Annotated in this window: 22 protein-coding genes; 5 read left to right on the forward strand and 17 right to left on the reverse strand. The window is 70.3% G+C overall.

The annotated features are described in order from the left end of the window. From pdxA to AC3AOF_RS00565, 7 genes are all read right to left on the reverse strand, one after another. On the reverse strand, positions 1-1,020 hold the full coding sequence (pdxA, locus tag AC3AOF_RS00535) for a 4-hydroxythreonine-4-phosphate dehydrogenase PdxA (protein WP_236992498.1): 1,020 nt from the start codon (positions 1,018-1,020) through the stop codon (positions 1-3). Beyond that, a complete protein-coding gene (locus AC3AOF_RS00540) occupies positions 1,017-2,279 on the reverse strand; it encodes a four-carbon acid sugar kinase family protein (RefSeq protein ID WP_488347396.1) in 1,263 nt (420 codons plus the stop codon). Before AC3AOF_RS00540 ends, pdxA begins: the two co-directional genes overlap by 4 nt. After that, on the reverse strand, positions 2,276-3,307 hold the full coding sequence (locus tag AC3AOF_RS00545) for a 2-keto-3-deoxygluconate permease (protein WP_488347397.1): 1,032 nt from the start codon (positions 3,305-3,307) through the stop codon (positions 2,276-2,278). Before AC3AOF_RS00545 ends, AC3AOF_RS00540 begins: the two co-directional genes overlap by 4 nt. Positions 3,308-3,623: 316 nt before the next feature. Beyond that, positions 3,624-5,924, reverse strand: a complete 2,301-nt coding sequence (locus AC3AOF_RS00550; RefSeq protein ID WP_488347398.1) for a TonB-dependent receptor family protein — start codon at positions 5,922-5,924, stop codon at positions 3,624-3,626. A gap of 59 nt (positions 5,925-5,983) precedes the next feature. Continuing rightward, positions 5,984-7,354, reverse strand: coding sequence for a PepSY-associated TM helix domain-containing protein (locus AC3AOF_RS00555; protein ID WP_488347399.1), 1,371 nt, complete (start codon positions 7,352-7,354; stop codon positions 5,984-5,986). A 48-nt stretch (positions 7,355-7,402) separates the two neighbouring features. Beyond that, complete coding sequence (locus AC3AOF_RS00560) at positions 7,403-7,759, reverse strand: hypothetical protein (RefSeq protein ID WP_236992494.1); 357 nt, start codon at positions 7,757-7,759, stop codon at positions 7,403-7,405. A 95-nt stretch (positions 7,760-7,854) separates the two neighbouring features. Continuing rightward, positions 7,855-8,862: an SGNH/GDSL hydrolase family protein gene (locus AC3AOF_RS00565; RefSeq protein WP_488347400.1), complete on the reverse strand. Its 1,008-nt coding sequence runs from the start codon at positions 8,860-8,862 to the stop codon at positions 7,855-7,857. A 648-nt stretch (positions 8,863-9,510) separates the two neighbouring features. On the opposite strand from AC3AOF_RS00565, the gene AC3AOF_RS00570 reads away from it, so the two are divergent. Continuing rightward, positions 9,511-10,065, forward strand: coding sequence for a hypothetical protein (locus AC3AOF_RS00570; protein ID WP_488347401.1), 555 nt, complete (start codon positions 9,511-9,513; stop codon positions 10,063-10,065). Between the two features lie 17 nt (positions 10,066-10,082). On the opposite strand, the gene AC3AOF_RS00575 is transcribed toward AC3AOF_RS00570, so the two are convergent. Together AC3AOF_RS00575 and AC3AOF_RS00580 are read right to left on the reverse strand one after the other, a co-directional pair. Then, positions 10,083-11,030, reverse strand: coding sequence for a 2-hydroxyacid dehydrogenase (locus AC3AOF_RS00575; RefSeq protein ID WP_488347402.1), 948 nt, complete (start codon positions 11,028-11,030; stop codon positions 10,083-10,085). A gap of 12 nt (positions 11,031-11,042) precedes the next feature. Further along, entirely contained in the window at positions 11,043-12,251 is a 1,209-nt protein-coding gene (locus AC3AOF_RS00580; RefSeq protein WP_488347403.1) for a pyridoxal phosphate-dependent aminotransferase, read from the reverse strand. A 174-nt stretch (positions 12,252-12,425) separates the two neighbouring features. Here AC3AOF_RS00580 and AC3AOF_RS00585 point away from each other — a divergent pair, with 174 nt between their 5' ends. Continuing rightward, the gene (locus AC3AOF_RS00585) at positions 12,426-13,229 is read left to right on the forward strand and encodes an alpha/beta hydrolase (RefSeq protein ID WP_488347404.1); all 804 of its coding nucleotides are present in this window, start codon (positions 12,426-12,428) and stop codon (positions 13,227-13,229) included. A 27-nt stretch (positions 13,230-13,256) separates the two neighbouring features. Here the strand turns inward: AC3AOF_RS00585 and AC3AOF_RS00590 are convergent, their stop codons facing one another. The 7 genes from AC3AOF_RS00590 to carB form a co-directional block, all read right to left on the reverse strand. Next, positions 13,257-14,570, reverse strand: coding sequence for a dicarboxylate/amino acid:cation symporter (locus tag AC3AOF_RS00590; RefSeq protein WP_236992488.1), 1,314 nt, complete (start codon positions 14,568-14,570; stop codon positions 13,257-13,259). A 117-nt stretch (positions 14,571-14,687) separates the two neighbouring features. Continuing rightward, a complete protein-coding gene (gene aspA, locus AC3AOF_RS00595) occupies positions 14,688-16,103 on the reverse strand; it encodes an aspartate ammonia-lyase (protein ID WP_488347405.1) in 1,416 nt (471 codons plus the stop codon). A gap of 187 nt (positions 16,104-16,290) precedes the next feature. Next, positions 16,291-17,190 carry a LysR family transcriptional regulator gene (locus AC3AOF_RS00600; protein WP_488347406.1) on the reverse strand — a complete coding sequence of 300 codons (900 nt, stop codon included), beginning with the start codon at positions 17,188-17,190 and terminating at the stop codon, positions 16,291-16,293. A gap of 512 nt (positions 17,191-17,702) precedes the next feature. Beyond that, a complete protein-coding gene (locus AC3AOF_RS00605; RefSeq protein WP_488347407.1) occupies positions 17,703-18,182 on the reverse strand; it encodes a P-loop nucleotide/nucleoside kinase family protein in 480 nt (159 codons plus the stop codon). A gap of 22 nt (positions 18,183-18,204) precedes the next feature. Further along, positions 18,205-18,723: a hypothetical protein gene (locus AC3AOF_RS00610; RefSeq protein WP_488347408.1), complete on the reverse strand. Its 519-nt coding sequence runs from the start codon at positions 18,721-18,723 to the stop codon at positions 18,205-18,207. Between the two features lie 106 nt (positions 18,724-18,829). Beyond that, entirely contained in the window at positions 18,830-19,306 is a 477-nt protein-coding gene (gene greA, locus AC3AOF_RS00615; protein WP_203155701.1) for a transcription elongation factor GreA, read from the reverse strand. A gap of 124 nt (positions 19,307-19,430) precedes the next feature. After that, on the reverse strand, positions 19,431-22,904 hold the full coding sequence (carB, locus tag AC3AOF_RS00620; RefSeq protein ID WP_488347409.1) for a carbamoyl-phosphate synthase large subunit: 3,474 nt from the start codon (positions 22,902-22,904) through the stop codon (positions 19,431-19,433). Positions 22,905-23,067: 163 nt separating this feature from the next. Between carB and AC3AOF_RS00625 the strand changes: the two genes are divergently transcribed. Together AC3AOF_RS00625 and AC3AOF_RS00630 are read left to right on the forward strand one after the other, a co-directional pair. Further along, the gene (locus tag AC3AOF_RS00625; RefSeq protein ID WP_488347410.1) at positions 23,068-23,841 is read left to right on the forward strand and encodes an SDR family NAD(P)-dependent oxidoreductase; all 774 of its coding nucleotides are present in this window, start codon (positions 23,068-23,070) and stop codon (positions 23,839-23,841) included. A gap of 108 nt (positions 23,842-23,949) precedes the next feature. Further along, positions 23,950-24,414, forward strand: coding sequence for a GtrA family protein (locus AC3AOF_RS00630; protein ID WP_236992481.1), 465 nt, complete (start codon positions 23,950-23,952; stop codon positions 24,412-24,414). 229 nt (positions 24,415-24,643) lie between these two features. On the opposite strand, the gene AC3AOF_RS00635 is transcribed toward AC3AOF_RS00630, so the two are convergent. After that, on the reverse strand, positions 24,644-25,912 hold the full coding sequence (locus AC3AOF_RS00635; protein ID WP_488347411.1) for a glycosyltransferase family 4 protein: 1,269 nt from the start codon (positions 25,910-25,912) through the stop codon (positions 24,644-24,646). A gap of 268 nt (positions 25,913-26,180) precedes the next feature. Here AC3AOF_RS00635 and AC3AOF_RS00640 point away from each other — a divergent pair, with 268 nt between their 5' ends. Then, a complete protein-coding gene (locus tag AC3AOF_RS00640) occupies positions 26,181-26,831 on the forward strand; it encodes a NeuD/PglB/VioB family sugar acetyltransferase (RefSeq protein ID WP_488347412.1) in 651 nt (216 codons plus the stop codon).

The following is a 26,831-nucleotide window of genomic DNA, read 5'->3' on the forward strand; positions in this document are numbered from 1 at the left end:
TCAGACCGCCCGGCGCGGGGCCAAGGCCCCTGCCCGGGGTGCCAAGTCGACGGCCTGGCGCAGGGCCTCGACCAGCGAGCCCGCATCGGCGACGCCCGTGCCGGCGATGTCGAAGGCGGTGCCGTGATCGACCGAGGTGCGGATCACCGGCAGCCCGACGGTGACGTTCACCCCCGCCTCGAGCCCCAGCACCTTGATCGGGCCGTGGCCCTGGTCGTGGTACATCGCCACCACGATGTCGTAATCGCCCCGTCCTGCCAGGAAGAACAGCGTGTCGGCCGGCAGCGGCCCCTCGACCCGCCAGCCCTTGGCCCGGCAGGCCTCGACGGCGGGTGCGATCTTCTCCGCCTCCTCGCCGCGGCCGAACAACCCGTTCTCGCCGGCATGAGGGTTGATCGCGCAGACGCCGATCCGCGGATCGGCGATGCCGGCCTTGACCAGGGTGTCGTGGGCGCGCCCGATCACCCGCCCGACGAGGCCCGGCTCGATCCGCGCGATGGCGTCGATCAGCCCGATATGCGTCGTGACGTGGATCACCCGGAGCTTGGGCGAGACCAGCATCATCGAGACTTCCGGCGTGCCGGTGAGCTCGGCCAGGAGTTCCGTGTGGCCCGGATACCTGTGGCCGGCGGCGTGCAGGGCCTCCTTGCTCAGGGGCGCTGTGCAGATCGCCGCGGCCTCGCCCGCCTGGACGATCTCGACCGCCCGCGCGATGTAGCGGAACGCCGCCTCGCCGGAGACCGGCGAGACGCGGCCGAACGGGTGGCCCGGCGGGATCAGCGCGAGGTCGATGCAGGCGACGGTGCCGGGGGCATCGACCGCCTCCTCGGGCGACGTGATCGCCTGGACCGCGAGCGCCGAGCCGACGATGCGGCCGGCCTCGCGCAGGCGCCCGGCATCGCCGACGACCAGCGGCCGGCACAGCGCCAGGACCTCGGGCAGGGCGAGTGCCTTCATGATGATCTCGGGCCCGATGCCGGAGGCATCGCCCATGGTGATCGCGACGGTCGGTCGGCTCATGTCGAGGAACCCTGGTTTCGGATGGCCCGGAGGTGATGGACGGCGCGCACCAGCGTCTCAGGCGTGCCGAAGGCGCCGGCCTTGGTGACGATCGGAACCCGGAGCGCGCCCCGTGTGAGGCCGAGGGAGACGCCCGCCTCGATCTCGTCGATCAGCCGCAGGCCGTCGACCCGGAAATGGGCGAGGAGCGCCGCGGCGGTCTCGCCCCCCGTCGCCACCAGCCCGCCGAGATGGGGTGCGGCCGGGGCGAGCCAGGCGCCGAGGGCGTCGGCGAGGCGCGGCCCCAGGGCGAGGTCCGGCGCCTCGCCCATCGCGACCTCGACCAGCACGTCGTCTCCGGCGCTCACTCCCGCGGTCACGGCGTTCCGGCAGCGGGCCCGCTCGGTTTCGTCGGCCGCGAGCAGCAGGTCCGGCGCGACCGGGACGTGGCGCACACCCGTCTCGCCCGCGAGCCGGCGCGCGGCGGCGCGGGAGGCGGCGGCGAGGCTGCCCACCACCACGAGGGTGCCGCCCGAACCGGTAGAGATGTTTTCGGACGGAGCGGCCGGCGCCGTCTCCCGTGCCGCCAGCGCATGGGCGAGGCCGGCGCTGCCGACCCAGACCAGGCTCGCCCGCGCACCGGGCGCGAGGCCGGCCTCGGCGATCCGCGCGAGGTCGTCGTCGGACTCCGCGTCGAGCACCGCGACCGCTCCCGCCCGTGCGGCCTGCGCCAGGGCCTCGCGCAAGGATTCAGGCCCAGCCCGCACGGTGGCGAGCGCGATCGTCGCGCTCGGCAGGCCCGCTCCCTCCAGCATCGCGGGCAGCGATCCGGTCGCGTAGGTACGGTCCCGGCGCCAGAGCTCGGTCTCCTCCAGGGGTCGGCCCTCGACCATGATCCGCCCGTCCCGCGTGGTGCGGCCGGTCGCCGGGAAGGCCGGCGCCAGGATCGCGAAGGCTGCGCCGTGGCGCCGCCGCAAGCCCTCGAGCGTGGCGGCAAGTTCCGCCGCCGGCTGCCCGCGCAGGGTCGAGTCGATCTTCTTGAGGATCGAGCGGCCCGGATGATGCAGCCGGTCGAGGAGGGCGGCGTGGCGCGAGGCCGCCGCCTCCGGGCCGAGCTGGCGGCTGTCGGCATCGTGCGAGACGACGTCGTCCTCCGCTCCCGATCCCGCCTCGCCCCATTGCACGCAAGTCCGGCGGCCGCGCCGGGCGAAGGCGATGGCGCAATCGGCCGCGCCGGTGAGGTCGTCGGCGAGGATGAGCCAGCGTCGCGCCACGGTCACGCCCGCTTCGCAAGAGGCGAGGCCACGGGGTCGGCGGCCGGGGCGGCGTCCTCCTCCGGGCGCTCGCCGAAATGCCGGGCGGTCCAGGCGGTGACGAGGGGCGTGAGGATCGCGGTCACCACCACGGTCGCGGCGACCAGCACCGTCGCCGGGGCGGCCGCCTCGGCATAGGCCGGGTTCGCGGCGGCGATGATCGCCGGGACCGCGGCGGCGTTGCCGGCGGTGGAGGAGGCGGCGACGCCGGCCACCCCCGTGCCGCCGGTGAGGCGATCGGCGAAGAAGAGCGGGATGCCGGTGACGACCGTCACCGCGACGCCGAGCCCGAGGCCGAGCAGCCCCGCCTGCCAGATCTTCGTCAGGTCGAGCCCGGTTCCCAGCGCGAAGGCGAAGAACGGGATCATCACCGGCACGGCGCGGCCGAGGAAGTCGCGCATCTCCCGGTCGAGGTTGCCGAGGATCATGCCGACGAGGAGCGGCAGGATGCTGCCGACCATCGTCTGCCACGGGAAGGCCGACAGGCCGGCGACGCCGAGCGTCACCATGGTGAGGAAGGGACCGGATTCGAGGCACATGATCGTGTAGGCACCGACATCCCGCGGCCGGCCGTACTGGCCCATCAGCGCCATGTAGAGGCCCCCGTTGGTGTCGTTCATGGCCGCGACGATCGCCAGCGTCGAGAGGCCGGCGAACAGCCCGGCGCCGATCGGCGCTTCGCCGATCAGGCGGCCGAAGACCACGCCGAGGACCATCGCGATGCCGACCTTCACGGCGAGCAGCGTGCCGCCCTTCTTCACGATGTAGGGCGTGGCGCGAAAGTCGATGCTCGCGCCCATGCAGACGTAGAACACCGCCAGGATCGGCAGCGCGCCGGTGAACAGCGCGCCTGTGAACGAGCCGAACACCTTCGGGGTGCCTGGGAACAGGGTGGCGATCACCGCGCCGACGAGCAGCGGCACCACCATCATCCCGCCCGGCACACGCTCGATCGCACGCTTGATGCGTATCTCGCCCATGCGTAGCCCCGCCATGCATTCCTCCTTTGCGCGAACCGCGCATGATGCTGCGCGATGTCCGATTGTTAGCGCCTGAAGAACGCAAAATGCGGTGCGGGTCAATCGGGGAATTGCGCAATATGCGCGATTTGAGGGGGTGAGGTGTTGCCTGCAACCGTGCCACGTCGGAGTCGAGGCGACCGCCCGCGAACCTTGGCTTGACGCCGTGAGATCGCTGCCCGCCGCGTCATTCCGGGCTCCGCTGCGCGGCCCCGGAATGACGAGGAGGGTGCCGGATCCGTGGGGCGATCTCGGTAGGCTTTCAGCGTCGTCGCGCCGATCGACCCGGTCTTCAGAACGTCAGCTTCATCCCCCCGACGACACTCCGTGGTGCACCGGCGAAGATCGAGCCGGTGGTGGTGGCGAGCACGCCCGCGCCGTTCTGCAGGCCGGTCACGGCGCTGATCGAGTTCGCCAGGGGCTGGGCCGAGGAAATATAAGTCGTGTCGAGGATGTTGCGCACCTCGACATAGAGGCTCAGGCGCTTGGCGTAAGAGCCGATCAGATCGGTATCGTAGTGGATGTTGGCGTTGATGATTGTGTAGCCCGGCGCCTTGAGCAGGTTGGCGTTGTCGAGGAAGAAGCCGTCCTGGTAGACCGCTTCGACGAAGGCGCCGAGACCTTTGAGCGGTCCCGACGGTTGGTCGTAGCCGATGCGGGCGAGGAGCTGGTGGGCCGGCACGCCGGGGATCAGGCGTCCGGCCCGGTCGAACCGCGCGGTCAGGTTGCCGGCGCTCAGCTGCTCGACGTAGCGGGTGTAGTACTGGTCGTTGAGGCCGTAGGCCGCAAAGGCACGCCAGCCAGGCGAAAACGCCCATTCGGCTCCCGCCTCGATGCCGCGATGCTCGGAGGCCGGGGCGTTGAAGGTGTAGCTGAGCAGCCCCGCCCCCGGCGACTGGGTGACGAGCTCGTTGCGGAAGAATTCGTAGAAGCCGGTGAGGCTCAGGCGCAGGTCCGGCAGGGGCGACCAGTCGGCGCCGAGATCGAAGCCGAGATTGGTCTGGGTGCGCAGATCGGTGTTGTTGCCCGGCACGCCGGCCGGGGTGATGAACAGCGCGCTCGCGGCCGGCGTCGCGTAGCCGGTGGCGACGCGGCCGCGGAAGGCGAGATCCTGAGCCGGCTGATAGACCAGCGCCAGTTCCGGCGCCACGTTGAGGAAGCTGCGGTCGATGTTCGCCAGGGCCGTGGTCGTGCCGGCGGCCGAGTAGCCGTAGGTGAGGGTGCGGCCCTTGAGCCAGGTATTCTCGATCGAGAGGCCGGCGATGCCGGTCCATTGCTCGGACAGCGCGATTTCCGCCCGGGCCCGGCCGCCGAGATTCGACTGCGCCGCCTCCTGGTTGCTGGCGAGCGCGCCGAGGCGCGGGCCGCCATAGGGCGCGCGGTTGTAGAGGGCGATGTGGTTGTCGATGGCGCTGTAGGAGAGCGCCGCGTAGCCGACCGTCGGCAGCCCGAATACCTCGGTGCGGTGGGTGATGTCGGACAGCACGTTGTAGGACGGATAGCTGCCGCGCGAGGAGGTGGTGTAGAACGGCTGGTCGAAATTGCGCTCGTCGAAGCCGACTTGCGTGCGCCAGGTGGTGTTGGCGTCGATGTCGTGCTCCCAGCGGCCGGCGATGATCGTGCGCCGGTCGTTGCGGCCGAAGGCGCCCTCGTCCGCCGTCACCGGCACCGTCGCGCCGAAGGCGCCGTTGCGGAAGAGGTTGACGGTGGTGCAGCCGGGCGCGGCCGTGGCGGCCGCCGCGCAGCCGCGCTGGTAGGGATTGATCCGGTACTGCGCCAGCGACGAGCGGGCGGGAAGGTCGGCGTCGAGGGTGTTGTTGACGACCTTCAGGGTGAAGCGGTTGTCCGGTGTCGGGGTGTAGCTCGCCAGGAGGTTGACGGTCTGGGTGTTGGCGCTGAAATGGTCCTGGTAGCCGTTGAGACGGTAATCGCTGGCGAACAGGCTGACCTCGTAGGGGCCGCTCACGCCGCCGACGGTGAAGTAGTGGTTGAGATAGCCGAAGCTGCCGGCATCGATGCCGATCTCGTAGCCGTCGATCTCGCGACCGGTACGGGTGCGGAAGGCCAGCGCACCGCCGGTGGCGTAGTTGCCGAAGAGCGCCGATTGCGGCCCGCGGAAGACGTCGATGCGGGAATAGGCCCGCGGATCGGTGAGGTCGAAGCGCGAGGCGCCGTCGGGCTGGGTCATGACGAAGCCGTCCTCCAGCACCACCATGTTCTTGATGACGCCGGTCGAGCGGGCGTTGTTGCCGCGGATCGACACCACCACGTCGCGCGGCCCGTTGCCCTGGCGCACCGTGACCCCGGGACTGTTGACGAGCACCTGGCCGATGCTGGTGGCCGGCCGGTTGGCGATCACGTCCTGGCGGCCGATTCCCGTCACGATCTCGCCGACCGGGTGCTCGATCACGCTCGGGGCCGCGCCCGGCGGCGCGGCGACGCCGAAGGCCGGTCTTGGGGCGGCGCCGGATCCCGCCACGGAGATCTCGTCGAGGGCGATGGTGTCGGGGGCGCCCTGCGCCAGGACCGCAGAGGGGGCGAAGGCGAGGAGGAGGGCGAGCGCGCGGGGACGCAGGCCGGGGAGGGGCGGCATCGCAAAGATCTCGTGGAAGGAGAGGGGCGGCGCGGGGCGCCGGCAAGAAACGCGTGGCGTCAGGCCGTCGCCGGGCGACGGAATCCGCGCCGCAGGCTCAAGGCCGCCGCGTCGAGGGCGATCATCGCCAGGATCGCCAGCCCGGTGAGGGGGAAGACGATCCCGAACGCGACGACGAGGCCGGTGACGGCGCCGACCGCCCGGCGGTCGTCGGGCCAGGCCGGCACGCCGAGGCGGCCCTTGGGACGGCGCTTCCACCACATCACCGCGGCGGTCACCGCGAGCAGGATCGTGGCGAGGCAGAAGGCCAGCATCAGCAATTGGTTGAGCCGCCCGGCGACCTCGCCCTTGTGCAGCCCGATCCCGTACTGGATCCCGCGCCCGACGATCCCGATATCGCGAAAACTCACGTTGACCAGCGGCTTGCCCGTATACTGGTCGAGTGAGATCATCCGCTGGCGGGTGACGTCGCGCGGATAGGCGGCCGCCGCGTAGACGCCCGCCGGCCCCTCCGGCAACGCCAGCTCGTAGCCGGCCGGCATGCCGAGATCGGTGAGGATCGCAACCGCCCGGTCGATGCCGATCGGCACCCCGTCCCGGGTTTCCGAGCGCGGCAGCGGCGCGTCCTCGAGCGCCCAGCCGGTCTGGTCGAGCACCGCGCCCATCGGCACCGTCGAGACCGGCATTCCGGCCCAGAGCTCGTTCGGCTGGCCGAGCCCGGCCCGGTTCGACACCGCCCGGAACTGGTCGCCCCACAGGATCGACCAGGGCAGGCCGGTGGCGGCGAGGAAGAACAGGCCGGCCCCGGCGACGAAGCCGGTGACGGCGTGCAGGTCGCGCCACCACACCCGCTTGCCCGGCGTCCCGCGGACGGACACGACTCCGCCGCCCTGCCGGCGCGGCCACCACAGGTAGATCCCGCTGAGCACCAGGATCAGCGTGAAGCCGGCGACGATCTCGATCAGCCCGTTCGCCACCGGCCCGAAATACGCCAGGCTGTGCAGCCGGCGCACCACCATCATCGCCTCGTCGGTGCGCCCGATCCGGTCGAGGACGGCACCGTCATAGGGATCGAGATAGACGAGGGTCTTTCCCCTCGGCCCCGCCATGGTGACGATCGCCGTACGGTCGGGCGCCTCCGGGCTCGCGTAGGTCGTCGGCTGAGCGTCCGGCACCGCCTCGGCGGCGATGAAGACCAGCCGCTCCGGCGACAGGGGCGGCGTCGCCCGCACCGCAACGAGGGTACGGTGGGAGAACAGCGTGCGGTTGATCTCGTCCTTGAACAGGTAGACCGAGCCGGTGACCGACAGGAGGATCAGGAACGGCAGGCAGAGGAGGCCGGCATAGAAATGCCAGCGCCACACCGCGCGATGGAGGGCATCACGCAGGCGCGCACGCCCCGGGGCGGGGGCGGAGGAGAGGCTGGGCATGGGGTCGAGGATCCGGGACAGGCGACTGATCGGGCATCGAGGGCGCGATCAGGCCTGCGGCGGTCCTCGCGGGCTGGCATGGGTGTCGGGCGGGGCCCGGGCCGGGCTCTCGTCGGCGGCGGGCGGGAAGCGGCCGGCCGGGACGGGATCGTCCCAGGCGAGCCCGAAGGCGAACAGCAAAGGCGCTGCGAGGGCGACGTGGTGGGCCGCGACGCAGCAGGCGAGGGCGCAATGCGGGACGGCCTGCGGCGATCCATCCGCCCCGTCGGAGTGGCAGATCACCGCCCCCGGGGCCGCCCCGGCCGGCACGGGCGCCAGCGCACCGAGCAGCATCTGCAGGCATAGCGCGTAGAGCGCGACCACCGCGATGGTCGCGCGACCGATCGACCGTGTCGGCAGGTTCACGCGCATGATCCCCGGTTAGGCCGGCGGGCCCGACGGCGTCAACGACGAAGGTCGGGCCGCGGGCGGATTTTCGGCGGGTGGTGCCGGCGTCGCACTCAAGACTTCGGCCGATGTGTCCCGCGGACCGGCTTTCCGCGGCCTCCCGGCTCTGCGGGCGGCGTGTCCTGACCGGCCGACGATGCCGCGAGGGCGGCGAGCGCCTGGATCCTCGCCGGCGGCCGGACGAGCCCGTCCAGGGCCGCCGCGACGATCTGGGCGATCCTGGCGAAGCCCGCCGGGCCGGGATGGAGCTCGTTCGCCCACTCGGCGGCCGAGAGGGTGCCCTGCGTGTCGATCAGGTGGAAGCGGTTGGCCGGGTTCGCCGCGAGCCGCGCCAGCATGGCCTTGAAGGCGACGAGCGCCTCCCGGACGATGGTCGTTCCCGCCGCGGTGGACCAGTTGCAGAAGTCGAGCGACGGCTTGAGCCAGGGGCCGGCGCAGGGCGGATGCGCGCCGTTCGGGATCGGGAAGTCGTAGCAATGAGCGAGGATCGGCACGCCGGGCGCCACCCGGTCCCGCATTTCGAAGAGGGCGAGGTAGCAGGCCTCGACCATGCCGAGCGCGCCGGCGAAGCGCTCCGTGTCGAGGCCCTTGGCCTTGCCGTCGTTGAAATCGAGGAAGATGCAGAACTGCTCCCCGGCGATGTCGTTGCCGCCGGCCGAGAACAGGATCGCGTCCGGCTTGCCGTCGATCCAGTTCGACGGATCGCGCAGGGCCGCGATCATCCGCGACTGCTTCTCGAGGGACATCATCCCGACCGCGGCATCGCCGTGATGGGCGAGGTTGAGGATGGTCGGCGGCATCGGGCCGATCCGGCGCAACTGGGCGACGACGTCGGTATCGACCAACGGCAGCCCGTTTCCCGTCAGGGGATAGTCGAACCAGCTGTCGCCCTGCGCGAGGAGGACCAGGGGGCGGTTGAGGACCGGGGCTCCCAGCAGGCTCGCGCTGGCCTGGGCGGCCGCGAGCCGCGCGATGTTCGCCTTGTGGACGGCGATGCGCCGGGCGATGTCCCGCTCGATGCGCCGCCTGACCTCGTCCTGGGCGAAAGTGTCGTCCGCCATGCTGTCTTCCTCCGGTCTCGCGACGCACGAAGCGATCGATGTCGGGGTGGGCGAGCCGTCTTGTCGGCGGCCTTTGTTGATAAGAAGCGATATTCGAGTGGTGGATGCGTTGGGTGAATGGATTGCAAATCGCCGGAAACTCATAAAATATTCATCCGGACACGTGTAGTTTTATATTTAATATTTATATTTACGATTTAAAATAAGATATATATTATGTTGTTCATTAGAATACAGGATGGATCGGCCCTCATCAAGGTCCTATGCGCCGCCGATCAGTCGGATGTCCGGTGCGCCGGGTTGTGCACCGCACGCGAGACTGCGCAGGTCTGCTTCCGTGATACTGTCCAGACCGCGGAACGACAGGCGCCGAATGCCTGCGAAGCGAACGTTCCGGGATGGGCGGCCGTCGCACCGATGGCCGTGACGCCGAATGATGATCCAATACAGTATCGCCCGGCCGTTTCGGTCTCATGCCCCAGGTGTGTATTCGCGATGACGAGGCGGTCGCTGACGCAGGTGCCCGGCCGGCGCGACTCGCCGGCATCTCGGCTTTATTTCCCTGACTTAACGACGAATTAACCATGGTTGGCGAATGTCGGGTTCGGCACTCATCCATGGCCCGACGAGGCCGACGGGACTTACGTCATGGGACTCGACGTCTTCGAGAGCATCCGCGCGACACGGCCGAGCAGCGAGTGCGATTGGCTGGAGCAGAGCTTCGTCGCGAATCTCGGCGACGTGATCCAGTCGGTCGGGGCCATGAACGCGCGCGAGGGATTGACGCCGGTCGATGGCGCTTCGTCGCCGCGCGACTGGGACGCGCTGATCGCGCATGTGCGCAAGGCCGCGTGCGATCCGGCCGTGCCGAGCGGGCCCGGCGGTTCCGAATTGCAGGCCCGCCACCGCGAGGCGCAGGCCCAGGCGTTGCTGCGCAGCGCCCACAAGCGGCTCGACGAAGCGGCCGAGCGCGAGGCCCGGGCGGAAGCACGGGTGAGGGCGGCCGAGGACCGGGCGCGTGCCGCCGAGGCGCGGGCGGCCGCGACGATCGAGGCCGCCGAGGACCGGGCGCGCCGGGCCGAGGAGGCCGCCCGCAGCGCCCTGGACTGGCTGCAGCGCCTCCGTCAGGCGGGGCTGACGGAAGCCGGTGCGGGACAGGCCGCGTCGCCGCCGCCCGAGCTCCGGCTCCGGCGCGTTGCCTGAAGGGCGAGCCGGATCTCTCAGTAACCCCGTGCCACGTCCACCGCCTGCGGGATCCGACCCGTGGCGCGATAGGCGCGCAGGTTGCCGGCGACGATGGCGGCGCTGCTTGCCGGGGTGGTCGGCCCGGAGATGTGCGGCAGCACGGTCACCTCGGGGTGGCGCCACAGGGGAGACTCCGCCGGCAGCGGCTCGACCTCGAACACGTCCAGCACCGCGTGCGAGAGCCGGCCCCCGTCGAGGGCGGCCAGCAGGGCGTCGGTCGCGACGATCGGCCCGCGGCCGAAATTGATCAGCGCCGCCCCCGGCTTCATCGTGGACAGCCGCCCGGCATCGAGGAGACCGCGCGTCTCCTCGGTCAGCGGCAGCAGGCAGACGGCGACGTCGCTCGACGCCAGCAGGCCGGCCAGCCCCTCCGGCCCGGAGAAGCCCGTCACTCCCGGCGGCGCCGCCTTGGGCGAGCGGCTCCAGGCCGCGACCCTGAACCCCGCACCGACCAGCCGCTCCGCCGCCGCGCTCCCGAGCGTCCCGAGGCCGAGGATCCCGATCGTCGTCTCGCCCGGCGGGCGATAGGCGAGCTGGCGCCAGGTCCCGGCTTCCTGCTGGCGCCGATAGGCCGGCATGTCGCGCTGGAGGTAATAGGTCCAGGCCAGCACCGCCTCGGCCATCGTGCGGGCGAGTTCGGGATCGATCAGGCGGACGATCGGCACGCCGCTTGCCCCGAGATCGCGGACCAGCCGCTCGACCCCCGCCCACAGGCTGTGGATCCAGGCGAGGTTCGGCAGCCGCGCCACCTCGGCGGGATCGGGATTGGCCACGATGGCGATCCGGGCGGCCTCGCGCTCCTGCGCGCTCAAGAGCCGGAACGGCCGGATGGTCTCCTCGGGGAGGGAAGCGGCGAGTGCCGCCAGGAAGTCGGCTTCCTCCTCCGCGTCGAGGTTGCCCAGGAAGGCGATGGTCTCGGACATCGAATCCTCCCTTCAGCGGCTCAGGACGGGGGTAAGGCGCGCCACCGCCTCCCGGGCGAGGCCCGGGCTGATGGCGAAGCACAGGCGGATGAAACCCTCGCCCTCCGGCCCGAAGGCGGTCCCGGGCGCGACGCCGACCTTCGCCTCCTCGAGGAGTCGGAAGGCGATGCCGAGGCTGGTCTCGTCGGGGCGCGGCGTTCCGGGGCCGGCGACCCGGGCCATCAGGTAGAAGGCGCCCTCCGGCACCGACACGGTGACGCCGGGCAGGCGGGAGAGCCCCGCGACCAGGATCTCCCGGCTCTCGGCGCAGCGGGCGACCATCTGGCGGATGAAGCCGTCGCCTTCCTCGAGCGCCGTCACGGCGGCGTGCTGGATGAAGGTCGGGATCGAGGTGGTGTTGTACTGGCCGAGCTTGGCGAAGGTCGGCGCCAGCCCTCTTGGAGCGATCAGCCAGCCGGCGCGCCAGCCGGTCATCGCCCAGTTCTTCGAGAAGGTGTTGGTGACGATCAGCCGGTCGTCCTCGGTGCAGATCTGCAGGAAGGACGGCGCGATGGCGTTGCCGTAGGTGAAGTGGGCGTAGACCTCGTCGGAGAGGATCCACAGGTCCCGCGCCCGGGCGAGATCGCGCAACGCCTTCATCTCGTCGAGCGGCATGGTCCAGCCGGTCGGGTTCGAGGGCGAGTTCACCACGATTACGCGGGTGCGCGAGGTGATGGCGGCCTCGATGTCGGCGAGCGGCAGGGCGAAGCGCCCGTCGCCCTGCACCCGGTAGGGCACCGTCACCGGCACGCCGCTGGTGATCCGCACGGCTTCCGCCAGGTTCGGCCAGGCCGGGGAGGGGATGATGATCTCGTCGCCGGGCTCCAGCAGGGCTTGCGCGGCCTGCATGATGGCGTTCATGCCGCCCGCGGTGACGGCGAAGCGCTCCGGCGGGACTTCCACGCCCCAGTGCCGGGCGTGATAGGCGCTCAGGGCCTCGCGCAGGCGCGGGATACCGAGCGAGGTGGCGTAGCGGGTGTGCCCCGCCAGCATCGCCCGGTGCGCCGCCTCGACGATGAAGGGCGGCGTCGGCAGGTCGCCCTCGCCGATCCACAGCTTGACCACCTCGGGGTCGTCCCGGCCGCGATCGGCGACGAGACCGATCTGGCTCGTGCCGATGCCGCGCATCCGCGGCGAGAGGCCGGCGGCGAGGTCCGGGGGGGTGGTCTCCGCGTGGGTCATCGGTGGCTCGTGCCCTCGTGTGGTGGCAGGCGTGTCGGCGAAATCCTCCATAGCACCGGCGGGGCCGCGCGCGAGCCGCGTCCCGCGCATCCATGGCGGTCGATCTCGGCGGTGGACCTTGGCCGGGGCGCCGCTACAACACTTTCAAGAACGAACAACCGGAGGAAACACAGCGTGACGGTCAATCGCAGAACCGCCCTGGCGGGCGTCTCCGCCCTCGGCGCCGCCGCCCTCGCGTCGGGCGCCGTGCAGGCGCAAGGTGCGGCGCCGAAGACCTACGTGCTGGTGCACGGCGCCTATGGCGGCGGCTGGATCTGGCACGACGTCGCCGCGGCCTTGCGCGGCCAGGGGCACCGGGTCTTCACGCCGACCCAGACCGGGCTCGGCGAGCGCAGCCACCTGCTGTCGCGCCAGATCACCGTCGACACCCATATCGAGGACGTGGCGAACCTGATCGCGTTCGAGGACCTGCGCGACATCGTGCTGGTCGGGCATTCCTACGGCGGCATGGCGGTGACGGGGGTCGCCGACCGCCTGACCGACCGGATCCGCCACATCGTCTATCTCGACGCGCTGATCCCCGAGAACGGCGACACCGCCTTCACCATCCTGCCCGCCGGGATGGCCGATGCCCGGCGCAAGGCGGTCCTGGAGCAGGGGGCGGGCGTGGCCCTGCCGGTGCCGGGCCCGGAGGCCTTCCCGATCCCGGCGGGGCCGGCCAAGGACTGGTTCCACCAGCGCCTGCGGCCGCACCCGATCGGCACCTACGAGAGTCCGGTGCGGCTCGGGAAGCCCGCCGGCGCCGGTCTGCCGGTGACCTACGTCGCCTACACCAATCCGGCGCTCGCCGCGATCGAGCCGAGCCGGCAGCGGGCGAGGGCCAAGGCCGGCTGGCAGTACCGGGAACTGGCGGTGCCGCACGACGTGCAGGTGCCGCATCCCGAAAAGGTCGTCGAGCTGCTGGCGGGCATCGGCTAGGGCCGACGCCTGCCAGCCATCTCGCGATTACGCTGCCTTGCCGGTCGGCAGGGCCACCGCCGCCGGCTCCTCGACGAGGTCCTCCGTCCCCTCCTGCATCTCGCCCTGCCAGCGGGCGACCGCCGCCGTGGCGAGCCCGTTGCCCAGCACGTTGGTGACGGTGCGGCCCATGTCGAGGATCTGGTCGACGCCCATGATCAGCAGGATGCCGGCGGCGGGCAGGCCGAACATCGGCACGGTGGCGGCCACCACCACCAGCGAGGCGCGCGGCACGCCGGCGATGCCCTTGCTGGTCACCATCATGACGAGCAGCATGGTCAGCTGCTCGGTGATGCCGAGATGGATGCCGAAGGCCTGGGCGATGAACAGCGAGGCGAGCGCCTGGTACATCATCGAGCCGTCGAGGTTGAACGAGTAGCCGAGCGGCAGCACGAAGCCGGTGACGCGGGGGCGCACGCCGAACTTCTCCAGCACCTCCACGGTGCGCGGGAAGGCGGCCTCGCTGCTGGCGGTCGAGAAGGCGACGATCATCGGGGTGCGCAGCAGGCGCAGCAGCCGCACGACGCTGGTGCCGAGCACCAGCCAGCCGGCGCCGATCAAGAGCGCCCACAACACGGCGAGGCCAAGGTAGAACACGGCGATGAACTTGCCGTAATCGATCAGCACGCCGAGGCCCTGGATGGTGACGACCGAGGCCATGGCGGCGAAGACCGCGAGCGGCGCCACCTTCATCACCGCGTCGGTGACCTTGAACATCACGGCGGCGAGCCCGTTCAGCATGTGGACCATCGGGTCGGCGTAACGACGGTCGATCGCGCTGAGGCCGAAGCCGAAGAACACCGAGAAGACCAGGATCTGCAGCACCTCGTTCGTCGCCATCGCCGAGACGATGCTGGTCGGGAAGACGTGGGTGATGAACTCGCGCAGGTTGATCGAGGCGGCCTTCAGGCCCGTCTGCGCCGCGGCGTCCGGCAGCGGCAGGCCGAGGCTGGCGCCGGGCTGGAAGATGTTGGCGACGAGGAAGCCGAGCGACAGCGAGACGATCGAGGCGGTGATGAACCAGCCCATGGCGAAGCCCGCGACGCGGCCGACCGCCTTGGTGTCGCCGAAGCTCGCGATACCCGACACGATGGTGGCGAAGACGAGCGGCGCGATGATCATCTTGATCAGCCGCAGGAAGATGTCGGTGCCGATGGTGAAGTAGCCGGCGATCTCCTTCGCTTCCGCGGGGCTTCCCGCCATGCCGTGCAGGACCGCGCCGACCGCGACGCCAAGCGCGAGGCCGATGCCGGTATAGAGCGTCAGCCGGCCCGAGCTCTTGGTCGATTCAACCTGTGCCATTTCGTGTTTTCCTCCCAAGGATGAACGGATGTGCGGCAAGAACCCGGGCGCGATCTCACGCGCCCGAGGTTTCCCGCGGATGTCTGGCGTTTCCGTCCGTGACTGTCCGGCGGCCCGTCAGAGCGCCGTGAGGGCCTGCGGGCGCGTCAGCCGCTCGGGTTGCAGCACCCGGTCGAGCTGGTCTTTGGCCATCAATTGCTTCTCGAGCACGAGGTCGTAGACGCCCCGGCCCGTGGCGTGGGCCTCCATAGCGACCGCCGTGGCGTTGCGATAGCCGATGTAGGGGTTGAGCGCCGTGACGATCCCGATCGAATTCTCGACGCTGGCCCGCAGCCGCTCGCGGTTCGCCGTGATGCCGCGCACGCAGTTCACGTCGAGGGTGCGGCAGGCCGCTTCCAGATGGGCGAGGCTGCGAAACAGGCTGTAGGCGATCACCGGCTCGAAGGCGTTGAGCTGGAGTTGCCCGGCCTCGGCCGCGAAGCTGATCGTCACGTCGTTGCCGATCACCTCGAAGGCGACCTGGTTGACGACTTCCGGGATCACCGGGTTGACCTTGCCGGGCATGATCGAGGAGCCGGCCTGGCGCGCCGGCAGGTTGATCTCGCCGAATCCGGCCCGGGGCCCGCTCGAGAGCAGGCGCAGGTCGTTGCAGGTCTTCGACAGCTTGACGGCGACGCGCTTGAGCACCCCCGACACCTGCACGAAGGCGCCGCAATCCTGGGTGGCTTCGACCAGGTCTTCCGCGGTCACCAGCGGGATTTCGGTGATGGTGGAGAGCCGCTCGCGCACCAGTTCCGCGTAGAGCGGGTGGGCGGTGATGCCGGTGCCGATCGCGGTCGCGCCGAGATTGATCTCGCGGATCAGCAGTTCGGCCTCGCCCAGGCGCGCCTCGTCCTCGGCCAGCATCCGGGCATAGGTGCCGAATTCCTGGCCGAGCGTCATCGGCACCGCATCCTGCAGCTGGGTGCGGCCCATCTTGAGGACGTCGCGGAATTCCTCGCGTTTCGCCTCGAAGCTGGTGCGCAGGGCCGCCATGGCGTCGACCAGCCGGCGGATCGCCCCGATCCCGGCGATCTTGAGCGCCGTCGGATACACGTCGTTGGTGCTCTGGCCCATGTTGACGTGCTCGTTGGGGTGAAGCCGGGCGTAATCGCCCCGCTCGGCGCCCAACAATTCGAGCGCTCTGTTGGCGATCACCTCGTTGGCGTTCATGTTGGTCGAGGTGCCGGCCCCGCCCTGGATCTGGTCGACCACGAACTGGTCGTGCAGGGCGCCGCCCCGGATCTCGATGCAGGCCGCCACGATGGCGTCGCAGCGCTCAGGCTCGAGCAGGCCGAGTTCGCGGTTGGCGAGCGCCGCCGCCTGCTTGATCGCGGCGAGCGCCCGGATCAGGTCGGGGCAGGTGGCGAGCGTGGTGCCGGTGATCGCGAAGTTCTCGACGGCGCGCAGGGTGTGGATGCCGTAATAGGCGGATCGAGGCACCTCGCGGTCCCCGAGAAGATCGTGCTCGATGCGGGTCGAAACGTCGGACATCAAAACTCTCCTGACGTGCGGCCGCGATCCGGCCCGCCGGGGGGCGGGCAGGGGCGTCAAGGCCACGTCGAAGGGACGAGGGGCCGGGACATGCGGGGCGGTTCGTCGAGAAGCCGCGGCGCCGTCACCGGATGGCGGCGGGATAATCCCGGCCGCGTCGCCGCGCCAATGCTATGTTTGCCAAGAACTATTCCGGATCCGAATAGTTTGGCGGGTCCTCCGCGGCGACGGCCCAGACCTCGTCGAGGAAGGAGCGGTGGCGCTCGGCGCTGCGATAGAGCCGGATGTCCATCGGCATCTCGCGGCCGAGCACCGTAAGCGCCCCGGCGCGGATTTCCGGCTCGACCAGGCTGCGCGGCAGCCAGGCGATGCCGTGGCCGCCGAGCGCCATCGAGCGCAGGGCCTCGGCCATCGAGTTCTCGTTGGTGTGGACCGGGTAGGTCGCCGGCGCGTCGTCACCGGATTGCGCGATGCCGGCGAGGCGCCCGAGGAACGAGCCGCGGGAATATTGCAGCAGCGGCAGCCGGCCCTTGGCGTCCGGCACCAGCCCGCGGGGGGAGGCGACCGCCGCGAGGCTGTCGCGGCCGACGATCCGGCAGGGATAGCGCTCGGGATCGAGCGGGATCGGGATGCCCGGATGATGATAGGTCAGGAGCAGGTCGTAGCCGCCCTCGACCAGCGCCTGGACGCAGATGTTGAAGTTGTCCGGCAGCACCCGGCTCGCCACCGGCCCGAGCGCGTCGCGGATGCGGCCGAGCCAGCGCGGCAGGAACGACAGGCAGAGCGAGTGCAGCGCCGTGATCGTCACCACCGGCAGCCCGGCCCCGTCGCTGCGGGCGCGGAAATCGGCCCGGCTCAAGGTGAGCAGCCGCACCACCTCCTCGGCGGTCTCCAGGAACTGGCGCCCGTCGGCGGTCAGCGTGATCGGGTAGGTGCTGCGGTCGAGGAGCGCGGTGCCGAGCCAGACTTCGAGCGAGCGGATGCGCCGGCTGAAGGCCGACTGGGTGACCGCGCTGGCCTCCGCCGAGCGCGAGAAGCTGCGGGTCTCGGCGAGGCTCAGGAAGTCCTCGATCCACTTGAGTTCCATCGCGGGCGTCCGGGTGGGCGGGGCTGGCGTGACCCTCGCGCCGCGTCACTCTACGGGAAGCGGCCGGGCAAGGCAGCCACACGCGCCCTGACTTCCACCGTGTCATTCTTGTGGTGCGAGAAAGAGCCTGGAATCTAGAAAATCAGAGTTTGTTTGATGTGCCGGAGCAGCATCGTAACGAGTTATTCTATCCCTTGCGCGACCTCATCCTGAGGCGTTAGTCAATCGAAGATGGAATAAACTCGAAGGAAGGCTCCAGAAGTCTGTGCGATTCCTGGAGCCTTCCTTCGAGGTCGGTCGATTTTCAATCGACCAACACTTCAGGATGAGGTCGCGGATGGGAACGGGTACCTCAATCAATCAACAGGCTATCAGGCCGGGGGGCGAGGAGAGTGGAACGGCTTCCGCTCTGTCCGGTCCCATCCGCGGTTCAGGATCCCGGGCTCCGCTGCGCGGCCCCGGGATGATCCTGTGTAGTGGAGAGGGAAGGGCCGATCCTGATATCGGCTCGATCAAGTCGGCCTCGATACGGCCGCGATGAACACTTCATCGGCGTGCAGCGGCTCAAGCCGCTCCTTCAGCACATCGAACGTCTCCGGTGCGATGAACAGGCTGCGATCCGCATGCCCATTCCGCGCCGCCACCCGGCGCCGCGCCTCGTCCTCCGGGCATTCGACCTTGTAGAGGAGCGCGCGGGCGCCGCAGGATTCCACCACGCGACGGGCCTGATCGCGCTCGGTCCGGCGCCAGAACCCGTAATCCAGTACAACGTCGATGCCGAGGGTCAGACAGCGGGTCCAGACCGGCTCCATCAGGTCGAGGATTACCGCTGCGTGCTGCGGGAAGGTATCGGCGGGCGGGTTTTCACCGAACAGGCGCGCCATCCACTCGTCCGGCGTGAACCGCACCGCCCGGTGTCGCTGCTCAAGATCCCGTGCCAGGGTCGTCTTGCCGGAACCGACGAGGCCGAACAGGAGGTGGGCGGTCGGCATCCTCAGGGGCTCGCCACAGACCTCAATTCAACCCCAACCCCCGCTTCAGCCAGGCCGCATAATGCTCGCTGATATACGTCACCCGCCGCCCCTCGGAAGCCGGATCGTACCATGCCCCACCGGAACTGGCATTGGTGGCCGAAAGCTGGGGATGGCGCAGCAGCACGGTGCCGGCGCGGTCGACCACCAGGGCCTCGCCTTCGAGATAGTCGGTGTTGGTCGCGTTGCCGCCGCTGAAGCGGGTCTCGCTGCCGGCATAGGGGTTGAGCGAGACGCCGGTGACCCGCACCACGAGCGTCGGGCCCGGACCGCCGACCCTGTCGGCGAAGGTCTTGGCGAGGGCGGCCTGCAGTTCGCCCCGCACGTTCTCCGCATAGGGGCCGAGGCCGCGGGCGAGGAGAGGGCCGACATCGACCCGGATGGCGGAGAAACGCATCCCCGGCGGCAGGGTCGCATCCTGCGCGCTCGCCGGCCCGGCGGCCGCCAGCAGGGCGGCCGCGATCAGGGATCGGCTGATCAGGGTCTTGAACCAGCGCAGCATCCGGATCGTCTCCACGGCGCCCGACGGGGCCACCTCGTCACGGCGGAGATAGCCCCGGGAGGGCGTTCCGGCAACGCGTCCCGCGCGTGCCGGACGGCCTGTGCCGTTACCCGCCGTACTGGATACCGGTGATCTCGTAGGACTTGCCACCGCCCGGGGTGACGACCTCGACGGTGTCGCCGACGCCCTTGCCGATCAGCGCGCGGGCGATCGGCGAGGTGATCGAGACCCGGCCTGCATGCACGTCCGCCTCGGGCTCGCCGACGATCTGGTAGGTCTTCTCTTCCTCGGTGTCCTCGTCGATCAGCTTGACGGTGGCGCCGAACTTGATCTTCGAGCCCGAGAGCTTCGACACGTCGATGACCTCGGCGCGGGAGATCAGGCTCTCCAGCTCCAGCACCCGGCCCTCGTTGTGGGACTGCGCTTCCTTGGCGGCGTGATACTCGGCATTCTCCGACAGGTCGCCGAGCGCGCGGGCCTCCGCGATCGCCTGGATGATCCGCGGACGCTCCTCCTGCTGACGGCGCTTCAGCTCCGCCTCGAGCGCCGCGAATCCCCGTACCGTGATCGGAACCTTGTCCATCGTCGTCGTCTCGCGTCACAAATAATCGGCCCGGCGGGAGGGTGAGCCTCCCGACCGGGCCTGTTTCCGAATGTCTCGCGCGGGCGCGAGGGGATGAGATAGGGCTCGTCCGCGGCGTTACGACTTAAGCCGCGAAATATTCCTGCAGAGCCCGGACCTCGAGATCACCCTCGAGATAGGCCTTGATCCCCTCTGCGGCCGCCATCGCTCCGGCGAGAGTGGTGTAGTACGGCACTTTATGCAAGAGGGCGGCCCGGCGTAAGGATCGGGAGTCGGACAGCGCGCCCGCCCCCTCCGTGGTGTTGAACACCAGGTGGATGTCGCCGTTCTTGATCGCGTCGACCACGTGCGGCCGTCCTTCCAGCACCTTGTTGATGCGGGTGCAAGGAACGCCGTTGTCGACGAGGTAGCGCTGCGTGCCGGCGGTGGCGAGGACCGTGAAGCCGAGTTCCGCGAGCAGCTTGATCGACGGCAGGATGCGCGCCTTGTCGTCGTCGCGCACCGAGACGAAGACCGTGCCGGCCTTCGGCACCTGGGTGCCTGAGCCGAGCTGGCTCTTGGCGAAGGCGACGCCGAAGCCGCGATCGAGGCCGATCACCTCGCCGGTCGAGCGCATCTCCGGGCCGAGCAGCACGTCGACCCCGGGGAAGCGGGCGAAGGGGAACACCGCTTCCTTGACGGCGATGTGCGGCAGCGTCTTGGGCACGAGGCCGAAGGAGGCCAGGGGCTCGCCGGCCATCACCCGGGCGGCGATCTTGGCGATCGGCTCGCCGATCACCTTGGCGACGAACGGCACGGTGCGCGAGGCCCGCGGGTTGACCTCGAGGACGTAGATCACCCCGTCCTTGATCGCGTACTGCACGTTCATCAGGCCGCCGACCTCCAGCGCCAGCGCCAGGCCGCGGGTCTGGCGCTCCAATTCGGCGATGGTCTCGGGCGACAGCGAGCGCGGCGGCAGCGAGCAGGCGGAATCGCCCGAATGGATGCCCGCCTCCTCGATGTGCTCCATGATGCCGGCGATGAACACGTCCTTGCCGTCGGAGACCGCGTCGACGTCGACCTCGATCGCATCCGACAGGTAGCGGTCGAACAGGAGCGGGTTCTTGCCCAGAACCGTGTTGATCTGGCCGGTCTTGTCGTTGGGGTAGCGCGCCTTGACGTCCGACGGGATCAGGCTCGGCAGGGTGTCGAGCAGGTAGTCGGCGAACTGGGCCTCGTCGCGGATGATCGCCATCGCGCGCCCGCCGAGCACGTAGGACGGCCGCACCACGAAGGGCAGGCCGAGATCGGCGGCGATCAGCCGGCTCTGCTCCACCGAATAGGCGATGCCGTTCTTGGGCTGCTTCATGTGCAGCTTGTCGAGCAGGCGCTTGAAGCGGTCGCGGTCCTCGGCGAGGTCGATCGCGTCCGGCGAGGTGCCGAGGATCGGCACGCCGGCCTCTTCGAGGGCGCGGGCGAGCTTCAGCGGGGTCTGGCCGCCGAACTGCACGATCACGCCGTGCAGCGTGCCGGCCTGGCGCTCGGTCTCGATGATCTCCAGCACGTCCTCGGCGGTCAGCGGCTCGAAATAGAGCCGGTCCGAGGTGTCGTAGTCGGTCGACACCGTCTCCGGGTTGCAGTTGACCATGATGGTCTCGTAGCCCGCGTCGGTCAGCGCGAAGCAGGCGTGGCAGCAGCAATAGTCGAACTCGATGCCCTGGCCGATCCGGTTCGGGCCGCCGCCGAGGATGATGACCTTCTTGGCGTCCGTGGGCTGGGCCTCGTCGGCCACGGCCCCGGCGAAGGGGGCGACGTAGGTCGAATACATGTAGGCGGTCGGCGACTTGAACTCGGCCGCGCAGGTGTCGATCCGCTTGAAGACCGGCCGCACCGACAGCGCCCGGCGGGCGGCGCGCACGGCGCCTTCCTCGATCCCGGCGAGCACCGACAGGCGCGCATCCGAAAAACCCGCCGCCTTGAGCTGGCGGAAGGCGCCCGCGGTCTTCGGCAGGCCGAAGCGCTTCACCTTGGTCTCGAGGTCGATGATGCCCTGGAGCTGCTCCAGGAACCACGGGTCGATCTTGCACGAGGCGTGCACCTCCTCGTGGCTGACGCCGAGCCGCAGCGCCTGCGCCACCTTGAGCAGGCGATCCGGGGTCGGGGTGCCGATCGCCGCCTTGATGGCGTTGCGGTCGTCGCCCTTGCCTAAGCCCTCGATCTCGATGTCGTCGAGGCCGGTCAGCCCCGTCTCGAGCGAGCGCAGGGCCTTCTGGAGCGATTCCGCGAAGGTCCGGCCGATCGCCATCGCCTCGCCGACCGACTTCATGGCGGTGGTGAGCGTCGGCTCGGCGCCCGGAAATTTTTCGAACGCGAAGCGCGGGATCTTGGTGACGACGTAGTCGATCGTCGGCTCGAACGAGGCCGGCGTCGCCCCGCCGGTGATGTCGTTGGCGATCTCGTCGAGGGTGTAGCCCACCGCGAGCTTCGCCGCGACCTTGGCGATCGGGAAGCCGGTCGCCTTCGAGGCGAGCGCCGAGGAGCGCGAGACGCGCGGGTTCATCTCGATCACGATCATCCGGCCGGTGGCCGGATCGACGGCGAACTGCACGTTCGAGCCGCCGGTCTCGACGCCGATCTCGCGGAGCACCGCGAGCGAGGCGTCGCGCATGCGCTGGTATTCCTTGTCGGTCAGCGTCAGCGCCGGCGCCACGGTGATCGAGTCGCCGGTATGGACGCCCATCGGGTCGACGTTCTCGATCGAGCAGACGATGATGCAGTTATCCGCGCGATCACGGACGACCTCCATCTCGTATTCCTTCCAGCCGAGGACCGATTCCTCGATCAGGACCTCGTTGGTCGGCGAGGCGTCGATGCCGCGCTCGACGATGTCGAGGAATTCCTCGCGATTGTAGGCGATGCCGCCGCCGGTGCCGCCCATGGTGAAGGACGGCCGGATGATCGCCGGCAGGCCGACCTCGGCGAGCGCCACCAGCGCCTGGCCGAGCGCGTGCTCGCCGTAGCGCTTGCGCCGGTCGTTCTCTCCGCTCGCCCACTTCTTCTCGAAGGCGGCCAGCGCCGTCTTGCGGGAGGCCTCGTCGCTCTCGGCGGCCTCGATGCGAGCGACCTCGGCGAGGTACTTCTCACGATCGGCCTTCTTGGCGGCCGAGGCGTTGGCGAGCGCCGATTTCGGCGTCTCCAGGCCGATCTTGGTCATCGCATCGCGGAAGAGGCTGCGATCCTCGGCCTTGTCGATCGCCTCGGCGGTGGCGCCGATCATCTGCACGCCGAACTTCTCCAGCACGCCCATCCGCTTGAGCGAGAGGGCGCAGTTCAGCGCGGTCTGGCCGCCCATGGTCGGCAGGAGGGCGTCGGGCCGCTCCTTCTCGATGATGCGGGCGACGATCTCCGGGGTGATCGGCTCGACATAGGTGGCGTCGGCGAGATCCGGATCGGTCATGATCGTCGCCGGATTCGAGTTGACCAGGATGATCCGGTAGCCTTCCTCGCGCAGGGCCTTGCAGGCCTGCGTGCCGGAATAATCGAACTCGCATGCCTGGCCGATGACGATCGGACCCGCGCCGATGATGAGGATGGAGGAGAGATCGGTGCGCTTGGGCATCGGACGCTTCAGACTCGTGCGGCGCGCTGCCGCGTTCCTCGTTTCCGGCCTCGGGCCCGGCGGGGCGTGTCGTGGCGGAAGCGGAACGGGCGGAAGCGGCGGGGATTGCGTTGGGCGCCCTTAGCATAGGCGAACAGATCAGGGGAAGGGTGTGGCCGAGTTCATGGATCAGGAGGGAGATGCGCGCTGGACGCTGGTCACCGGCGCGTCGAGCGGAATCGGCGTGGAGATCGCAAAGGGGTTCGCGGCGCGAGGGTATCCCCTGGTCCTGTCTGCCCGGCGGGCGGAGCGACTGGATGCGCTGGCCGCGGAACTGCCCGTGCCGACGCTGGTGGTGCCGGCGGACCTCGCGGCGCCAGATGGCCCCGAGGGACTGCTCGCGGCGGTCGAGGCGCGGGGGATCGTTCTCCACACCCTCGTCAACAATGCGGGCTTCGGCCTGCGCGGTCGCTTCGCCGACCTGCCGGCCCGGGATCAGGCCGAGATGGTGGCGCTGAACGTCGCCGCGCCGACGATCCTCAGCCGTCGGGTGCTGCCGGGCCTGATTGCGAGAAGGTCCGGCGGCATCCTCAACGTCGCCTCGGTGGTGGGCTACCTGCCCGGGCCCAACATGGCTGCCTATTACGCCAGCAAGGCCTTCCTGCTCTCGCTCTCGGAAGCGCTCTACGAGGAAGCGCGGCCCCACGGCGTCACCGTCACCGCCATCTGCCCCGGCGCCACCGCGACGGAGTTTTCGGCAAGAGCCGATGTCGGCGGGGCGAAGCGCTTCACCGGCAACGTGATGAGCGCCGAGGCGGTGGCGACGGCGGCGGTCGCCGGCTACCTCGCGGGCCGCGCGGTGGTGATCCCGGGCGCGGCCAACCGCGCGGCGGTGATCGGCGCCCGGCTGATGCCGCGCTGGCTCAGCCGGAAGGTGGCGGCGCGCCTGCAAGGCTGACCGGTAAGGATGAACGAATTCCGCCGCTTTCGGGTCATCTTCGGTTCAGTGCCGGGCGCTAGGAGATGAGCGGGGCGGCCCCGGCCGTCGGCCTTGTCGAGTGGCGTCGTGGCGAGCGAACCGAGAGCGAATCCCCGGACTGGCGTCGCCCCGGCGGCCCTGGCACGGCAATTCCTGTCTTACGTCGGGGTGAGCCTCGCGGCGCTCGCGGTGCATTACGCCCTGCTGGCGACCCTGGTCGAGACCGGCCGGGCCGACCCGGTGCCGGCGGCGCTCGCCGGCTACCTCGCCGGCGCCGTGGTCTCCTACGGGCTCAACCGCCGCCTGACCTATGCCAGCGCGCGGCCCCATGCGGAGGCGACCTGGCGCTTCGGCGTCGTGGCGGCGATCGGCTTCGGGCTGACCTGGCTCATCATGGCGGGGCTCACCCGCGGGTTCGGCCTACCCTACCTCGCCGCGCAAGGGCTGGCGACCGGGGTGGTGGTGTTCTGGAATTTTCTGGGCCACCGGGTCTGGACCTTCGCGGTCCGGCCGGTGCCGGTGCTGTCGGGGGAGGTGCCGGGGGTGCGGTGAGGGCGGTTACTTCTGCGACGTCCCTGATACCCTCCGCGTCATTCCGGGGCCGCGAAAGCGGAGCCCGGAATCCAGATACTCAGGTCGAAGAGAGTAAAGCGGACAGCGATCCGTTTTTCTTTTGAATCGCCAGCGGTTCTGGATTCCGGGCTCCGCTGCGCGGCCCCGGAATGACGCGGAGGGTGTCAGGGAAGTCGGGAGAAACGATCGCTCGTCAGGGCAAGCGCCCCTACGGCTCCACCTTCGCCGCCGCCCGCCCGACACCCACCCGCTCCACCCGCACCGTCGCGCCGCTCTCCCGGGCGATGGCCGCCGCGAACAGCCCCCGCAGCGTGGTGGCGAGCCTCGTGAGGTCGTGGTGGCGGGCGACGCGGGCACGGCCGACCCGGCCCATCCGGGCGAGCGTCGCGTCGTCGGCCCGCAGGATGTCGCGCAAGGCACCCGTCAGGGCGGCGGCGTCGCCCGGGGGCACGATGCGCCCGCACTCATCGTCGACCAGTTCCGGGATGCCCGCCACGGTGGTGGTCACCACCGGCCGCTCCAGCGCCAGGGCTTCGAGGAGCACGATCGGCAGGCCCTCGGCGAAGCTCGGCAGCACCAGGGCGCGGGATTCGGCGATTGTCCTGAGGACCTCGGCGCTGCTCTGCCAGCCGCGCAAGTCGATCAGGTCGCCGACGCCGTGGCGGGCGATCTCCGCCTCGATCGCCGGGCGGCTCTCGCCGTCGCCGATCAGCACCAGGCGGAACGGCGCCTCGGTCCCGCGCAACGCCGCCACGGCCGCCGGCAGGTAGACCTGCCCCTTCTGCGGGCAGAGCCGGCCGACGCAGACCAGAATCCGGCTCTCCCCCGCCGGCCGCTCCGAGGGCACGAAGTCATCCAAGTCGAGGCCGCAGCGCGCCACCGCGATCCGGTCGCGATACTGGGAGCCACCGAAGCGCAGAAGCTGCCCGCGGCAGAAATCCGAGATCGCCACCGCGAAGGCGGCACCGGAGAGCTTCAGCGCCAACCCGTCCTCGGCGGCGGTCAGGAACTCGTCCGGCCCGTGGGCGGTGAAGCTGTAGGAGGGGCCGCCCATGGTGCGGGCGATGAGCGCCACCGCGGCGGCGTTCGACGAGAAATGCACGTGGGTGTGGGCGATGCCCTCGCGGCGCAAGCAGCGCAGGAAATACACCGCCTCGAGGAAATAGGCCGCATGCCGCACCGCCCCGCCGGCCCTTTGACCGAGCCGGGCTGCGAGCCAGGCGCCCCGCAGGAACGCCGCCGGGCCGGTGACCGCCTGGCGCAGGGCGGCGAGCGCGAGCCCGCGCAGGTTGCCGCTCAGGATGTAGTGGGTGCGCGCCTGGTCGGCGATGTCGGCGGGATCGACGAGGGGCTGGTGCCAGCGCCGCAGCGCGAAGCGCCGCACCGTGACGCCCTGCGCCTCGAGAGCCGCCATCTCGCGCCGGATGAATGTCGAACTCGTCACCGGGGCGGTGTTGACCAGATAGGCGATCTTCATGGGCGACGACGCTCCCGAGGTCTCGTCGCGCGCGAGGCGGGCATCCTCGCGCCGCGCGATCGTTGGCGAGCAGCCTAGGGGGTGCATCCTCCCGCGGGAGCGGCGGAATTCGGCGGCGCTCCTGCCCAGAAGGGCGGGCCGACTTACGCCTTTCGGAGGTCCCGGCGCCGACGATTGCGACGCTTACCCGGCGGACAGGGCCGGCTAGCCTGCTGCGAGCCGCGGCCAGTCCTGCCCCACCAAGCCCCGGCGAAGCGTCGGCACCGCCATGCAGCGTCCCCTGATCATCCTCGGCACCGGCGGCAACGCCCTCGACATCCTGGACCTCGTCGAGTCCCTGCCCAGGCCCTGGCGGGTGATCGGCTTCCTCGACGATGCGAGGCCGGAGGGCGAGCGCGTCGCCGGGCTGCCGGTGCTCGGGCGCCTCGGCGCGGCGCGGCGCCTCGCCGAGGATCCGGAGGCGGCCTTCGTCAACGCCATCGGCAGCGAGGCGAGCCACCGCGAGCGGCTGGCGATCGTCGCCGGGACCGGCCTCGACCAGGCGCGCTTCGCCACCCTGGTCCATGCCGGGGCGGCGGTCTCGCCGCGGGCCGTCCTGGGTCCCGGCACCTGCATCCATCACGGCGCCAGCGTCGCCGGCCAGGTCGTGGTCGGGGCCCATGTGACGATCGGGCCGGGCGCGATCGTCGGGCACGACACGGTGATCGAGGACGGGGCGGTGCTCGCGCCGGGCTGCATCGTCAGCGGCTTCGTCCGCCTCGGGCGGTCCTGCTACGTCGGGGCGGGCAGCGCACTGCGCCAGCGCGTCGCGATCGGCGACCGGGCGCTGGTCGGCCTCGGCGCGGTCGTCCTGCGCGACGTGCCGGCGGGCGCCACCGTCGTGGGCAATCCCGCCCGTATCTTGCGGCGGGGGGCGTGA

This window comes from Methylobacterium sp. 142-1Y (assembly GCF_057747795.1).